The following is a 14,828-nucleotide window of genomic DNA, read 5'->3' on the forward strand; positions in this document are numbered from 1 at the left end:
TCAGCGCTATCTCAGCGCACCGTCGGTCCGATTAGCGACGCATCGGCGGCGCCGCGATGCCCGGACGGACACCGCGCGCGGGCAACCCCGTGCCGGCACCGGCGGGCGTGGCTTCGCGAGCCCCGGCCATGGCCGCGGAAGCGTCCTGATTTTCGGTGAGCAGCGCGTTGAGCAATTGCAGATCCGTGTCCACGAGGGTGGCGGCGCTGGCCTTCAGTTGAAGGCTGGAGAGCAGCGTGCTGTAGCGCGCTTTGGCGAGATCGCGCCGGGTCGTGAAGAGCTTGTCTTCGGCGTTGAGCACGTCGGCATTGATACGAATACCGACCTGATAGCCGAGCTTGTTCGACGCGACCGACGACTGCGCCGATTGCTCGGCCGCCTCAAGCGCCTTGACCTGCGCGAGTCCGCTGGAAACACCGAGATACGATTGGCGCGCGCTGAAGACGGCAAGCCGACGCGCGTCGTCCAGATCGGTCATCGCTTTGTCTTCGAGGGCGAGTGTCTGGCGCAACTTGCTTTGCACGGCCCCGCCCGAGAAGATCGGAATACTGACCTGAATGCCGATCTGTCCTGCAGAACTCGGTCCTGCGCCTTGACTGGAGGGGCTCGACATCGCCGACGACAACAGACTGTTGGCGTTGCCCACATTCGAGTGTGCGCCGGCGGCGACCAGATCGACCGACGGCATGTAGCCCGACTTTGCCTTGGACGTTTCGCGCCGCGCGGTTTCGAGCGTGAGCGTTTGCAGTTGCACGCCGTAGTTGGCCTGCTCTGCTTGCGCGACCCAGTCGGCGACGTTGTTCGGTTGCGGCGACGGCAGCGTGGCGCCGGCGCGCAGCGTGGCGAGCGAGCCGACCGGATGCCCGACGATTCGCGCAAACGCAGCACGGCGCACGTCGAGCGTGTTCTGCGCGGCAATTTCCTGCGCTGTGGCCTGATCGAAGCTGGCTTGCGCTTCGTTGGCGTCGACGATCGTGGCGTTGCCGACCTCGAAGTTCCGCTTGGCGGAGGCGAGTTGCTCGGCGATCGCTTGCTTGTGCGTGCCGGCGAGCGCCAGATCGTCCTGCGCGGCGAGCACGTCGAAATAGGCGGTCGCCACACGCAGAATCAGATCCTGCTCCGCTTGCGCAAACGATGCCTCCGCACTCGCCACCGTCAGCTTGCCTTGCTGATACGACTGCCAGCTATCCCAGTGGAAGATGGGCTGCGTGAGCGCCAGGCTGTAGCCGCTGCTGACGAACGTGTTCGAAACGTTCCCCGAGCCATAGTGCGTATTGACCGAGCCCCAGCGTGCCGTGACTTGCGGCAGGAGCGCGGCCCGCGCTTGCGGCAGCGCCTCGACATTGGCGAGATAGGCCGAGCGGGCACTGGCGATCAGCGCATCGCGGCTCTGGGCTTCGCTGTAGAGCTGGAGGAGGTCGGTAGCGCCCGCAGGGGCGGCGTGAAGCATGAAGGCTGCGAGCGTCGTCGCCAGGACGAGGGGGCTCGCAGAGAGAGTGCGCCGCGCAGGCGCACGCTTGGCCGCGCGCTCAGGCGCGGCAAGCCTCGGGGGGCGCATGGCCCTCGCTCAGTAAGTCGGCATCGACGGATCGACCTGGCGAGCCCAGGCATCGATTCCGCCGTCCAGATTGAACATCTGGGAGAAACCTTGTTGTTCCAGAAACATCGCGGCGCGCGCACTGCGCATGCCGTGATGGCAGATGCACACGATGGGCGCATCGGCGTCGAGTTCGGTCAGACGCGCGGGCACGTCGCCGAGCGGCACGTTCTTGCTCTGGGCGATGTGGCAGGTCTGCACTTCCCAATCCTCACGCACGTCGAGGAGCGTGGGTTGGCTGCGGTCCCCGTCCGCGAGCCACTGGGCCAATTGCGCCGGTGTAATGTTTTGCATGATGTTCGTGTGTCGTATGGATGGCGTCCGGCTCTCGTCAATTCCCGCACGCATTTGCCCCCACAAAAGGGCGCGGGACCGGTACGCTCGCGGCATTCCGGGAGCGCGCCATCCGTCGCCGGACAACGCATCACCCGGGCGCCGGGCTCAGAACTTGAAGCTCGACGGTTGCGGCGCGACCAGATAGGCCACTTGCGTCTCGAACAGGTTTTCCGTGCGGTACTCGGTCTCGGACATGCGCGTGATGAGCTTCGCTTCCATGACCGGGCTGCCACCGACAAACGCTGCCAGACGACCACCGACCTTCAGTTGGTCGAGGAAGGCCTGCGGCAGTTCGGCAAGCGCGCCCGAGATGGCGATCACGTCATACGGTGCGGCGGCGCTCCAGCCTTGTGCGCCGTCGGCATTGACGACTTCCACATTGGTCACGCCGTTGGCGCGCAGCGTCTGCTGGGCGGTCCGGGCGAGATTGGCGTCGAACTCGACGGTCGTCACGTGATGGGCGTTATAGGCGAGCAGGGCGGCCATGTAGCCCGAACCCGTGCCGATTTCGAGCACGTTTTCGTTCTTCTTCGGCGCCAGCGCTTGCAGAATGCGCGCTTCGACGCGCGGGAACATCATATGCTGGCTCTTGTCGGCGATGGCCGCGCCCGGCAGCGGCAGTTCAACGTCGGTGAAGGCGAGGGCGCGCTGGGCCGTCGGCACGAATTCCTCGCGCTTGACGAGCTTGAGCAGATTGAGCACTTCTTGATCGAGCACGTCCCAGGGACGGATTTGCTGCTCGATCATGTTAAAGCGGGCCTGTTCGTAATTCATCTCGGTTACCGTGGGTAGTAGGCAAACACAACCCGACATTTTACCAGTTCCGGGCGGCAGTCATGATGGCGCGTGAACTTTTGCCGCATCGGCGGCGCAGAGACGGCGCGCACAGCGGCAAAGCGGTGACTATGCCGCGGCTTTGGGGGTGCCCGGTTGGGCGACCCGGAGCAGGTACGCGCCGCACATCGTCGCCATCTGATCGGCAATCTGCCCCGCCAGCGTTTCGTAGCACGCACCGGCGGGGGCGCGGTTCTCCAGAATCGCCTTGATGGGGCCGCTCATCGAGTTCAGGAAGACGAAGGCGACCGTCTCGGGATCGTCGAAATGCGCGTCGTGCGCCGTTTTCAGCATGCCGACCACGGCCCCATGCATGCGTGTGGCCGCCCCGGCGAACACCTCCCGCCCATCCAGATCCTCCGAGAGCCGGTACAGCGCCTGTGCCTCCTCGATGTCCGTCATCTTCGCGCCGACGTATGCCTTGGCAAGCGAGCGTGCCATCACTTCCAGCGGCTGTCCGTGGGCCGACGCGCACGTCGTCTCCACGGTTTCGACGATCCGATCGATATGCCGCCCGAGCACTGCATAGAGCAGCACCTGTTTGTTCTGGAAGTACTGGTACAAGGTGCCGACCGACACCCCCGCACGCTCGGCAACGCGCGTGGTGGTCAATTGACGCCCGCCGTCGAGCAGCAAAACCTGAAGCGCGGCTTCGAAAATGGCGTCGATGGTGACCCGTGAACGCGCTTGCTGCGGCGATTTACGGGGCGTTGCGGGGGCCTGGCTGTCCGGTTTCATATGCGAATGGAAAAGCTGAAGGATTCTTCATAAACTCGATGCTAACAAATTTGCGTGCGGTCAGGCGCAGCACAACAGGGATTTCGACGGGAGCAGTGATGAAACGGGACGCAATCGAGAGCGCGGTACGCGAGGACGCCGAACGTCATCTGGGCAACGTGGCACTGGTAACGGGCGCGACGCGGGGCATTGGGCAAGAAGTGGCGCGGGCGCTGGCCGAGGCCGGCATGACAGTCCTCGTGGGGGCACGAGAGGAAGCGAAGGGTGAAGAGGTCGTCGAACCGCTGCGCAAAGCGGGTTTTCAGGCGGAGACGCTGGTGATCGACCTGTTGCGGCCTGAGACGCTTCACGCGGCGGCCTATCGCATCGGGCGCTATCACGGACGGCTCGACGTGCTGGTGAACAACGCCGGCGTGACCGATCCGCGCGACGACGCGCCGGAGAAGGCGTCCATCGAAGCGGTCGAGCGGGTGTTTGCCACGAACTTCTTCGGCACCTTGCGCGTGACGCAAGCCATGTTGCCGTGGCTGGCGCGCTCGGAGCGGGCGCGCATCGTCAATGTATCGAGTGGCCTCGGCTCGCTCGCGCACAACAGCGATCCGGCATGGGAGCATTCGGCGTTCCGCCAGATCGGCTTCAACGCCTCGAAGGCGGCATTGAACATGTTAACGGTGCAGCTATCGCACACGTTGCGCGAGACGTCGATCACGGTGAACTCGGTCGATCCGGGCGCGCCTGCCGACCTTGCGATCGATGCGAACGGCAAGCGTGTGCGACAAGGGCTGGCCGACGGCGCGCGCAGCGTGCTGATGCTGGCGCTCGGTGAGCGCGGGCCGGTCACCGGCGGGTTCTTCGACGTGGAGGGGCGTTTGCCCTGGTAAGGCAGACGCAGGGCGCCTGCGTCGCCACTCACGGTAGAATGCGCGGCCTGATACCGCGTTGTCCCGAGCGGATGACGCTGCACCTCCCGCATTTTTCCGATTCCCTCATGAATTGCCGACCCCACTGTGCGGCGTGTTGCATCGCGCCTTCCATCTCGACGCCGATTCCGGGCATGCCGCATGGCAAGCCGGCGAATACCCGTTGCGTGCAGTTGGACACCGACGATCGCTGCCGGATTTTTGGCAGCCCTCTGCGCCCGGCGGTCTGTGGCTCGTTGCAGCCGTCGGCCGAGATGTGTGGCGACGGTCGCGCGCAGGCCATCGCATGGCTGTCGCAACTGGAAGCGATGACGGCGCCGATGGCGGCGTGAGTCATGCGTATCGACGCGAATCGGCGCGTGTCGGCCGAATAGAGGCAATGCGGGGCGTGCAAGCGCGTCATCTGCGGGTGCTATAGTCGCGCGTGTCGGGCGCCGGGCGCCCTGTAGCGGAACGTGACATGCCGGATAGCCTCCCTTCAGATCAGTCCATTCTTCAGCAGTGCGAGACGCCTGCTGCACCGTCGACCTCGCACGTTTCGCGCCGTCGTTGGCTCGTGTTGACGGGCGCGGCAGTGATTGCCGCCGGGCTGGCGGCGTGTGCGGGATTGCCGTTCGGCAACGACTACACCTTCTCCGAGAGTCAGTTGCAACGTGCGCTGGAGCGCAAATTCCCGTTCGACCGCCGTGTGCTGGCGGTGCTCGACGTGAACCTCACGCACCCGAGACTGACCCTGCTGCCGGATCGCAATCGTCTGGCGGTGGCGGTCGATGCCACGGTGACGCATCCGCTCGGTGGCGCGCCGCTGACCGGCACGCTCGCCATCGACAGCGCACTCGCCTACGATCCCGCCACCCTGTCGGTGGTGCTGCGCGATCCGGAGGTCGAGACATTCACCATCGATGGCCTGCCCGAGCGCTGGTCGCGGCAACTGAACGCCGCAGGCGCCCTGATCGCGACGCAATTGCTGCAAGGCGCGCCTATCTACACGTTCAAGCCCGAGCAACTCAACATCGGTGGCGTGGCACGTCAGCCGGGCGCCATCACGGTGCTCTCGCACGGCGTGAACGTCAAATTCGATTCGCGTTGACGCGAGCGGCCGTCTGAATCGGCCAACGGCGTCGGCGGGGCTGTCTCTCCAATCCGCTATCACGACTTCTCAGGAACTCATTGCATGGACTTGTTGCTGGCGTTCAAAGCCGTCATTCTCGGTGTGGTCGAAGGTCTGACCGAATTTCTGCCGATCTCGTCGACCGGTCACCTGATTCTGGCGGGCAGTCTGCTCGACTTCAACGACGAAAAGGGCAAGGTCTTCGAGATCGTGATTCAGTTCGGCGCGATTCTTGCCGTGTGCTGGGAATTTCGCGTCAAGATTTCGCAGGTGGTGGCGGGCCTTGGCAGCGATGCAAAAGCGCGCCGGTTTGCAGTGAACGTGATCGTGGCGTGCCTGCCTGCCATCGTGCTCGGCCTGTTGCTCGGCAAGCACATCAAGGCGGCGTTGTTCAACCCGAGTGTGGTGGCCACGGCGTTCATCGTCGGCGGCGTGATCATCCTGCTGGTGGAGCGGCATAACCGTCGAAACGCTGAAGCGGGCAAGCTGCCGCGTGTGAATTCGATCGACGACCTCTCGGTGGTCGACGCGCTGAAAGTGGGCTGTGCGCAGTGTCTGGCCCTTGTGCCGGGCACGTCGCGTTCGGGGGCAACGATCATCGGCGGCATGATGTTCGGCCTTGAGCGCAAGGTAGCCACCGAATTCTCGTTCTTCCTTGCGATTCCGATTCTGTTCGGCGCCACCCTTTACGAACTGTACAAGGCGCGCGCGACGTTGTCGGTCGATGACTTCAGCTTGTTTGGCATCGGCTTCATCGCCGCATTCATCAGCGCCTTCATCTGCGTGCGCTGGCTGCTGCGCTACATCGCATCGCACGACTTCACGGCGTTCGCGTGGTACCGCATCGTGTTCGGACTGGTGGTGCTGGCAACCGGCTACAGCGGGCTGGTCGTCTGGGCTGACTGAGTCGGCGCAAGCCACACACAACGCGCAAAGAAAAGGGGCACCGTGCAGTTCAGCACGGTGCCCTTTTTTCTTTCCAACGATTTCAGCGAACTCGGAGCGCGAGGTCAGCCGCGCTTGCGGAACACGAGATCCCAGACGCCGTGACCGAGACGCAGGCCACGGTTCTCGAACTTCGTTACCGGACGATAATCCGGGCGCGGCGCGTAATCGGCCGCCGTGTTCTCCAGCGTGGCTTCGCCGCCGAGCACTTCGAGCATCTGCTCGGCATATTCCTGCCAGTCCGTCGCGCAGTGCAGATAACCGCCCGGCTTCAGACGCGAGGCGAGTAACGCCACGAACGGCGGTTGCAGCAGGCGGCGTTTGTGATGGCGCTTCTTGTGCCAGGGATCGGGGAAGAATACGTGTACGCCGTCGAGCGAGCCTTCGGGCAGCATGTGCTGAACGACTTCCACGGCATCGTGCTGAATGATGCGCACGTTCGACAGCGGCGTTTCGCCAATGAGTTTGAGCAGCGCGCCTACGCCCGGCTCGTGCACTTCGACGCCGAGAAAATCGTCTGCCGGGCGCACCTTCGCGATATGCGCGGTGCCGTCGCCCATGCCGAAGCCGATTTCGAGAATGCGCGGCGCGTTCGTGCGTGCGAACGCGGTGGGCCAGTCGAGCGGTTCGGGGGCATACGGCAGCACGAACTTCGGACCGAGCAGGTCGAACGCGCGCTTCTGCGCTTCCGAGCTGCGTCCCGCGCGACGCACGAAACTGCGAATGCGGCGCGGGTGCGCTACGCCGTCCGGGCCGACGAACGTCTCGTCATCGCCCGTGGCATGAGGTTGCGGCGCGCCCAGGTCGGCGTCGTCGTCGTGGGCCGGTTGCGCGTCGTCAGCCGGCGGATGTCCGTGGTTCGTCATGGAAACAAAAAGCCGTCTGGGACGACGGCTTGTCGAGGAGTGCTGCGGCGGGCGGCACCTCCGGCATTACTGCCCAAGTCGGCGCCCAACACGATGATTTTTCAAAGGATTTTCCCGCGCCTTGGCGTCGGGAGCGGGCTCGATTATCCACCGGAACCCCCTCCACTGGCAAGTTGACGCCCTGCTCATGCCGGCCGGACGACCTGCGTGTCTTCCGGCGCCACAGGACTGCCGTCGCGGGTGGTGGGCTGCAAATCGGCCAGCGGCTCCCCCGTGCGCGTGTCGATCAGCGTGGAATGAAGCTCGCGTCGCCCGAACCGGTGCTTCTCCCCCCATTGGCGCAGCGCCACGATCAGCGTGAAGAGTTCGCGGCCCTGGGGCGTAAGCACGTATTCCTGATACGACGTGCCGTCCGAGGCGGGTTGTACCGAGAGAATGCCCGCCTCGACCAGCGCCCTTAGACGCGTTGTCAGCATGCTGCGCGCCACGCCGAGGCTGCGCAGGAAGTCGCCGAAACGCCGCACGCCGTCGAAGGCGTCGCGCACGATGAGCAAGCTCCAGCGGTCGCCGATGATGTCGACCGTGCGCGCGACGGGACAGGTGTCGAGTGGCGGGGCGGGGGCTTCGGGGGGCGCTTGCGTCATAACGACCTCGTTTGGCGGTAACGAAATTGGTTTCATTTTAGAACTAGTTTGGCTATGATCCAACAAGTCTTAATTTGAAACCAGTTTGGGAGGCCTCATGTCATCGTGTCCATCGGCAAATGTCGCATGTGCGTCCGCGCCATCGAACGCTCAGCGTGTTGGCTATCGAATGCCGCGCGCGCTCGTCGCGATCTTCGCGTGTGCGGCCGGGCTGAGCGTGGCCAACGTCTATTACGCGCAGCCCTTGCTCGATGCACTGGCTGACGATTTCGGCATTTCGCGCGGCGCGGCGGGCGGCGTGGTCACCGCAACGCAGGCGGGGTGTGCGCTCGCGCTGCTGTTTCTCGTGCCGTTGGGCGACCAGTGGGAGCGACGGCGCCTCATGCTCGTACAACTCGCGCTGTTGACGCTGAGTTTGCTGACCGTGTCGGCGGCGACATCCGCCGTGGCGCTGCTGCTGGGCATGACGCTGGTCGGGATGCTGGGTACGGCGATGACACAGGGTCTGATCGCCTATGCGTCGAGTGCGGCGGGCGAGCACGAACGTGGGCGCGTAGTGGGCGCCACACAGGGCGGCGTGGTCGTCGGTCTGCTGCTGGCGCGGGTCATGGCGGGCGCCATTGCCGACATTGCCGGCTGGCGTGGCGTGTATCTGACGTCGGCGGGCGCCATGCTGGTGCTCGGCGCTGTACTGTGGCGCGCGTTGCCGCGTCAGACGACGTCGGGCGCACAACACCGCTACGCCGTGCTGTTGGTGTCGATGTTCCGGCTGTTACGTGAAGAACGCACGTTGCAAATTCGCGGCACCATCGCGCTGCTGATGTTCATGGCATTCAGTATTTTCTGGAGCGCGTTAGTGCTGCCGCTGTCTGCCGCGCCGTTTCATTTCTCGCATACAAGCATTGGCGCATTCGGGCTGGTCGGCGCAGCGGGGGCGCTGGCGGCTGCGCGCGCCGGGTATTGGGCGGACCGGGGATGGGCGCAACGCACGACAGGCGTTTCGCTCGCCTTGCTGACGTTCTCGTGGCTGCCGCTGGCGGGCTTGCATGCGTCGCTTGGTTGGCTCGTTGCGGGGGTACTGCTGCTCGATCTGGCCGGGCAGGCGATTCATGTCACGAACCAGAGTCTGATCTTCGCCGCGCGCACCGATGCGCCGAGTCGTCTGGTGGGCGCGTACATGTTGTTCTACGCGACCGGCAGTGGCTTGGGGGCGATGGCGGCGACGGCGACGTATGCGGCGTTCGGCTGGATCGGCGTGTGTTGGCTTGGGGCCGGCGTGAGTCTGGCCGCGCTCGCGTTCTGGGCGATGACGTTGCGCTGGATGCCGGGCGTCGACGCTGGCCGCAGATCCTAGCGAGCCTTCGCGCGAGAGGGCTTGGCGGCGGTGGTGGCGCGGGCTACGGGCTTGTTGCCGAGCACACCGGTCGTCTCCATATCTTCCAGCCACGACAGGGCGTCTGCGTGCCGCAGGAAGTGCCGCAGATAGTCGGGCGAGACGTCGTGCATGAGCGAGAGTGCGCGGTGCACGAGATGGCTGGAGTTGAGCGGCCCGGCGTTTTCCGGCACCTGGGCGAGCGACTGGCGGAGATTGCCGTCGGTGCTGAGTTTCGACCAGGTCTCGCGGAAGTATTCGAGGACATCGAGGTCCTCGAAGGCGTCATCTGTGGAGATGACCGTCGGCGTGACGGCAAGGGGCGCCGGCGTGTGCGGTACGGCGGATCGCTTCTGCAGCGTTGATGCCGCGCCCTCCGGTTGAGCGGTCTCGCGCGTCGGCGGGGGCTGGTCGGTCGACCTGGCGACTCGCAATTTGCGAGTCGCCGCCGGGGCGGTGCGCTCGCCTGTGCCGACACGTTGCGTGATGTCGGCCGTCAGTGTGGCGAGGGGCGATGCCGTCTGTGGCGAGGTCTGAGCGTCTTCGCTGGACGTCGCCGCGGGGCTGCCATGCAAACGCACGAATTCTGCGACGAGCGTATTCAACCGGTCGTCGAGCACGCGTCGCACATCGCCTGTGTACGACCGGCTGCGCAGCGCTAACGCCTCGATGCGATGAAACCGCGCAGGATCACGCTTATCGACGCCTTGCGCCCGCCACGCTGCGAGTTGCTCCGCACCCACATCCAGGGCTTCCTGTGCGGGCGCTTCTGCCGAGGCGTCTGTTGCCGCGTCTATCGCCGCGTTCATGGCGGCGGTCCCGGTGCTGTCGTCGCTCATCGCATCATGCATGGGGCTTGCCTGCACTACTGGCGCTGCTGCGCGGCATCGGCGCGATTTCGACACGCCGGTTCTTCGCTCGACCGGTCTCGTCGGCGTTCGACGTGACGGGCTGTTCGGCACCAAACGCCGCCGAGAAAATCGACGATGGCGGCACGCCCGCAGCGATCAATTCACGGGTGACGGTCAGCGCACGCTGGGCTGACAACTCCCAGTTATCGGCGAATCGCCGGTTCGTTTCGCGCACCTGTTGATCGTCGGTGAAACCGCTGACCATGAGGATCTCGTCGCTCGCGCGCAGATAGGCGCTCAGCGGGCCGGCCAGGCTGCGCAGCACCTCACGTCCTTGCGGCTGCAACTGGTCGGAGTTCAGCGCAAACAGCACGTTGCCGCTGATACCGATGCGCCCGTTCACGAGCGTGACGCGGCCACCGGCGAGCGGCCCGGCCAGCGCTTGTTCAAGTGTCTGGCGGCGTTGCGTTTCGGCGCGTCGCTCTTTCACTTCGCGTTCGAGCTTGGCAGACAGTTCGATCTGCACGCCGATCACGCCCAGCATGATGAGGACGAACGCGCCGAGCATCACCGACATCAGATCGCCGAAGACGGCCCACGTCGGCGCTGCGGCGCCTACGTCGCCGCTGTCCGCGATGTCTGCGTCGAAGTCGTCCCTCATGCTGCCACGCTACCCGGTTGTGCCCGCGTTTGCGCCAGTTCCTGAAGGTTCTCAAGGATCTGCTTCTGCGACATCACACTCAGCTCCACCACTTCGCGCGCCTGCGCAACGTAGTAGCCAAGCTGTTCGTCGCTGCGTGCCATCGACTTGTCGAGCGCCGCTTCGATGCGTTGCAGATGCTCGAGCAATTGCGCATTCGATTCACCGAACGATTGCACGGCCGCCCCGAAGGCATCGCCAAGGCTGGCGATTTCCACGGCGCTGCCGGTGACCTGCGCCGACGCGGCGGTGAGCTTCTCGGTCTGCGCGGCGATGGCGTCACCCAGATTCGTGCTGGCACGCTCGAGCAATTGTGCGGAGGTCGTGACCAGTTCATCGACGGCGGCGCGTTGTTCGTTACCGGCGTGCTTGACGGTGTCGAGCAGTGTGCCCAGCGTGTCGAGCAATCGTGAGCGCTCTTCGAGCATGGCGTTATCGCGCACCATGCTGTCCGAGAGCTTCTGACGCAATTCGCCGATGATCTCGGCCGCAGCCTTCGGCGCTTCGGACGCGGTTTGCACGAGACGCGAAATCTCGGCAATCGTGTCGCTGGCATTGGCGCGCGTCTGTTCGGACATTTCCAGCGCGGTGCGTGCGAGTGTGTCGCAGATCGCCTGTTGCTGGCTGGCCGTTTGCGCACCGACCTGCTGCCATTCCGAGCGTAGTGTGGCGAGTGTGCCTTCGAGCGTTTGCGTCCAGGCGGACAGTCGCTGTGTTTCGCGCTCGGCAGTGGCGTCGTGATGGGCGGTGCTGGCGGCGCTCAGGGCTTGCAGCAGCGACGCGCTGTGTTCCGTGAAGGCGTGGGTCGTTGCGGCCACGAGTTGCTGGTTGCCGTCGGCCAGGCGCTCGCTGGTGCGTGCGTGTTCTGCCACGGCGTCGCGCCACGTCTGCGCGACGTTTCCGGACACGGCGTCCATTTGCGCCGAAACACTTTGCAATAGCTGCGAAGCGCGCGTCTCGAAGGTGTCGGCGAAGCGTTCGAGCGCACCGGCCAGATCGCGTGTGAGCGCATCGTTTGCGGACTGTTGCGCGGTGACGGCCTGCTTCCACTCGCCGGACACGACGGCGGCGGTCTCCGACACGTTGTGCATCGCGCCTTCGGTGCGTTGGCTGACGCCGTCGATCAAGTGCGCCGAGCGTTGCTCGAAGGTCTCGGTGAAGCGGGCGAGCGCGGCGGCAAGATCGGTGTTAAGCGTGGCGTTGGCTTGCTGTTGCAGCGCGATCGATTGATCCCACGCCTGTGCAACGCGCTCGTGCGCCCCGGTGACATTTCCGCTGGCGGCATCGAGCTTGGTCGCAACGTCGGCAAGCAAGGCGTCGGCGCGCGATTCGAACGTCTGTGCGAAACGTTCCAACGCTGTGCCGAGATTTTGCGTGAGGGCGTCGTGCGAGCGCTGTTGCTGGGCGAGCGCTTGTTCCCATGCCTGGGCAACGGTGGTCTGCGCCGTTGTGATGCTGCCCGTGGCGCTATCGAGACGCGTGGTGACGTCGGCAAGCAGATCGGCCGAGCGGGTCTCGAAGGCCTGAGCGAATTGCGCGAGCGTTGCGCCAAGTTCCTTGGCGAGCGCATCGTTGGTCTGTTGTTGTGCCGCCAGCGAGGTCTCCCACGTTTGTGCGACACCGGCGTGCGAGGCGGTGACCTGTCCCGTCGCGGTTTCGAGGCGCGTAGCGACCTCGTCGACGAGCCTGGCCGAACGAGTCTCGAAGGTTTGTGAGAATTGAACCAGTGCGCTGCCGAGTTCCTTGGCGAGCGAATCGTTGGTGCGCTGCTGCGCAGCGAGCGAGGTCTCCCATGTCTGTGCGACATTGGCATGGGCGCTGCTGACTTGTCCTGTGACGGTTTCGAGTCGCGAGGCGACATCGTCGACCAGTCGCGCCGAGCGCGTGTCGAACGTGTGTGTGAACTCGCCAAGTGCGGCGCGCAGATCGGTGGCGAGCGATTCATTGGTGCGCAACTGAGCGTCGAGCGAATCCTTCCACACGTTTGCCACGCGTGCCGTGGTCGCTTCGAAGCGCTCGGACAAGCCGTCCATTCGATCCTGCATCGCGCCGGCAACCGTCTGATGCCACGACGCCGTTTCACGTGCGAGGCTCGCCATCGTCGCTTCGACTTCCGGACGGATGGCGGCGCCTGCGGCACTCGCCGTCGTCGCCACACTGTCTTTCAGATACTGCTGCATGGCGTTCGTCAGTTGCGCGTAGGACGCGTCGGTCTTCGCGTGCAGCGCATCCTGATTGGCGACGAGTCGCTCGCCAAGCGCCTGACTCTGACGCTCCATCGCAGCCATCATGTCCTGCAAACGGTCGACGAGCGTCGGCATGACGGTGGCCTGTTGCTGGAGCAGTTGCAACGTGGTTTCGCGTTGGTGCTGTTGCGAGAAGCCGCGCAACGTCGTGACGATACGGGCGTCGAGCGATTGCACGACTTGCGCGCGCTGCTTGCGCGCGAGGGCGGCGAGCAGGCCGAGCATGGCCGAGGTGGCGACCCCGGCGACCGACGTGCCGAACGCGAAGCCGAGGCCCTTCACGGGTGATGCCAGTGAAGCGCGAATCGCCTCGAGATCGGTGGCGCCTTCGAGTGCGAGACCGGTGCCGCGCAGCGTGGCAGCCATCCCGAGGAAGGTGCCGAGCATGCCCAACAGCACGAGCAGGCCGACGAGATACGGCGTGAGGGCGGGGCCGGGCAGGCCGACGCGTTCGCCTTCGACGCGCAGACGCACGGCAGTACGCAGACCGGCCGGGAGCGTGTCGAGCCACGAGGGCAGCGAGGCAGGCGCGGCATTCAGGCCGGAGACAGCATCGGCGAGGGCGTTCGTCGCCTGATGGAAGCGTTTGAGTTCGAGGGCGCCGATGAGATAGACGGCGGCGATCAGCAGGGCAACGGCCAGTGCAAGCGTATTGGTGCCCGCATAACCGATGGCGATCCAGCCGACGACGGCCAGACCTGCGATAAAGGCAACGAGATCAACGAGGTAACGAGTCATGTTGTCCGGGTTCACTAACGTTTTCAACGCGATGCACCGAGGCGAGGGCGGCGATGAGCCCTTCGATCGGTTCAAGGCGGATATCCAGTTCGGCAAGCAAGAGGCTTTGCATGTCCCGGTGGAAGGTGTCGAGCCACGTGCCGGCCGGCGCGAGCGGCGGCGAGCCGGGCACGCGCGGGGCGGCCATCGCCGCCTGTTCCGTGTCGCGCAGTCGCACGAAGTGTCCTTCGAGCAGATTCGGCACGCTGGCGAGCAGTGTGCGCTCACGTGCGCCCATGACACGTTCCATCACGGCGTCGACGCTGGCGAGGCGAGCGGCGTCTGGCGACTGTGAGGCCAACTGCCCGCGCAGACGGGTGCGCAACGCACTGATGGCGGTGTCCATCGTCTGCTGCGACGTCGCATAGCGCTGCCGATAGGCCGGGAATTCCGCGAAGGACGCGGCCCGCTGGCGCTCGGCGGCGCTCAACGCCCGGATCTGCCCACCGGGGGCGGCGGCCAGACCGCAATCGCGAGCGATGGCTGCCGCGAGGTCCGTGCGGACGCGCGCCAGTTCGCCTGCCGGGTCGTGCGCAGCCGTCCGCGCGCCGGGCATGGCGGCAGGCGGTGTGGCTTTGAGGGCCGACGACAGGGCGATGGCGTCGGTCCAGCCCACCCACTGACTCATGCGGTCGGACAGCGACGGCGCAGCCTCGGGCGGTGCGAACGTGCTGAGACGGGCCAGGGAGCGTATGAGGGTGGGGGCGCTGATTACGGGACGCCGTGACACTTGCACCATTCCACTAAGGGGTCAAAAACCCAGCAGTTTACACTGCGCGCGCCTCCCGGCCGCCACCCGCCCCTGGGGCGGGGGCTTGACGGGCGTAACGATAGCGATGTGAGAGCGATATGACGCCTTGTCGCCGTTACCCCGCGCGCTTCCGCCGCCGC

The 14,828-nt window shown here is 65.3% G+C and carries 15 protein-coding genes; 5 read left to right on the plus strand and 10 right to left on the minus strand.

What is annotated here, in order from left to right:
* Positions 1–31: 31 nt before the first annotated feature.
* The 4 genes from PI93_RS07150 to PI93_RS07165 all read right to left on the minus strand — a co-directional run bounded on the left by PI93_RS07150 (position 32) and on the right by PI93_RS07165 (position 3,505).
* Positions 32–1,450: a TolC family outer membrane protein gene (locus tag PI93_RS07150; protein WP_080759204.1), complete on the minus strand. Its 1,419-nt coding sequence runs from the start codon at positions 1,448–1,450 to the stop codon at positions 32–34.
* A 117-nt stretch (positions 1,451–1,567) separates the two neighbouring features.
* Positions 1,568–1,891: a rhodanese-like domain-containing protein gene (locus tag PI93_RS07155; protein WP_039370877.1), complete on the minus strand. Its 324-nt coding sequence runs from the start codon at positions 1,889–1,891 to the stop codon at positions 1,568–1,570.
* A 147-nt stretch (positions 1,892–2,038) separates the two neighbouring features.
* On the minus strand, positions 2,039–2,707 hold the full coding sequence (locus PI93_RS07160; protein ID WP_039370874.1) for a protein-L-isoaspartate O-methyltransferase family protein: 669 nt from the start codon (positions 2,705–2,707) through the stop codon (positions 2,039–2,041).
* A gap of 129 nt (positions 2,708–2,836) precedes the next feature.
* Positions 2,837–3,505 carry a TetR/AcrR family transcriptional regulator gene (locus PI93_RS07165; RefSeq protein WP_039370870.1) on the minus strand — a complete coding sequence of 223 codons (669 nt, stop codon included), beginning with the start codon at positions 3,503–3,505 and terminating at the stop codon, positions 2,837–2,839.
* A 98-nt stretch (positions 3,506–3,603) separates the two neighbouring features.
* Between PI93_RS07165 and PI93_RS07170 the strand changes: the two genes are divergently transcribed.
* From PI93_RS07170 to PI93_RS07185, 4 genes are all read left to right on the plus strand, one after another.
* Positions 3,604–4,386: an SDR family NAD(P)-dependent oxidoreductase gene (locus tag PI93_RS07170; protein ID WP_052240693.1), complete on the plus strand. Its 783-nt coding sequence runs from the start codon at positions 3,604–3,606 to the stop codon at positions 4,384–4,386.
* A 107-nt stretch (positions 4,387–4,493) separates the two neighbouring features.
* Entirely contained in the window at positions 4,494–4,757 is a 264-nt protein-coding gene (locus PI93_RS07175; protein WP_039371119.1) for a YkgJ family cysteine cluster protein, read from the plus strand.
* Positions 4,758–4,885: 128 nt separating this feature from the next.
* Positions 4,886–5,515 carry a DUF1439 domain-containing protein gene (locus PI93_RS07180; protein WP_080759203.1) on the plus strand — a complete coding sequence of 210 codons (630 nt, stop codon included), beginning with the start codon at positions 4,886–4,888 and terminating at the stop codon, positions 5,513–5,515.
* 84 nt (positions 5,516–5,599) lie between these two features.
* Positions 5,600–6,442 (plus strand): undecaprenyl-diphosphate phosphatase, encoded by an 843-nt coding sequence (locus PI93_RS07185; RefSeq protein ID WP_039370867.1) that lies wholly within the window; start codon positions 5,600–5,602, stop codon positions 6,440–6,442.
* Positions 6,443–6,546: 104 nt separating this feature from the next.
* Here PI93_RS07185 and trmB read toward each other — a convergent pair whose 3' ends face one another.
* Positions 6,547–7,347: a tRNA (guanosine(46)-N7)-methyltransferase TrmB gene (gene trmB, locus PI93_RS07190; RefSeq protein ID WP_052240692.1), complete on the minus strand. Its 801-nt coding sequence runs from the start codon at positions 7,345–7,347 to the stop codon at positions 6,547–6,549.
* A 185-nt stretch (positions 7,348–7,532) separates the two neighbouring features.
* Positions 7,533–7,991 carry a winged helix-turn-helix transcriptional regulator gene (locus tag PI93_RS07195; RefSeq protein WP_039370864.1) on the minus strand — a complete coding sequence of 153 codons (459 nt, stop codon included), beginning with the start codon at positions 7,989–7,991 and terminating at the stop codon, positions 7,533–7,535.
* 97 nt (positions 7,992–8,088) lie between these two features.
* On the opposite strand from PI93_RS07195, the gene PI93_RS07200 reads away from it, so the two are divergent.
* Positions 8,089–9,345, plus strand: a complete 1,257-nt coding sequence (locus PI93_RS07200; protein ID WP_407945348.1) for an MFS transporter — start codon at positions 8,089–8,091, stop codon at positions 9,343–9,345.
* Here the strand turns inward: PI93_RS07200 and PI93_RS07205 are convergent.
* Genes PI93_RS07205 through PI93_RS07220 form a run of 4 tightly spaced genes read right to left on the minus strand, consistent with a single transcriptional unit; the run spans position 9,342 to position 14,676 of the window.
* Complete coding sequence (locus tag PI93_RS07205; RefSeq protein WP_052240691.1) at positions 9,342–10,214, minus strand: DUF2894 domain-containing protein; 873 nt, start codon at positions 10,212–10,214, stop codon at positions 9,342–9,344. The two genes, PI93_RS07200 and PI93_RS07205, sit on opposite strands and share 4 nt — an antisense overlap.
* Positions 10,207–10,875, minus strand: a complete 669-nt coding sequence (locus tag PI93_RS07210; RefSeq protein ID WP_039370858.1) for an OmpA family protein — start codon at positions 10,873–10,875, stop codon at positions 10,207–10,209. Before PI93_RS07210 ends, PI93_RS07205 begins: the two co-directional genes overlap by 8 nt.
* A complete protein-coding gene (locus PI93_RS07215; protein ID WP_039370855.1) occupies positions 10,872–13,898 on the minus strand; it encodes a DUF802 domain-containing protein in 3,027 nt (1,008 codons plus the stop codon). The genes PI93_RS07210 and PI93_RS07215 overlap by 4 nt, the downstream gene beginning before the upstream one ends.
* Positions 13,879–14,676 carry a DUF3348 domain-containing protein gene (locus PI93_RS07220; RefSeq protein ID WP_052240690.1) on the minus strand — a complete coding sequence of 266 codons (798 nt, stop codon included), beginning with the start codon at positions 14,674–14,676 and terminating at the stop codon, positions 13,879–13,881. The genes PI93_RS07215 and PI93_RS07220 overlap by 20 nt, the downstream gene beginning before the upstream one ends.
* Between the last annotated feature and the right edge of the window lie 152 nt (positions 14,677–14,828).

The sequence above is a fragment of the Pandoraea fibrosis genome, from assembly GCF_000807775.2.
GTDB classification, from domain to species: Bacteria; Pseudomonadota; Gammaproteobacteria; order Burkholderiales; family Burkholderiaceae; genus Pandoraea; species Pandoraea fibrosis.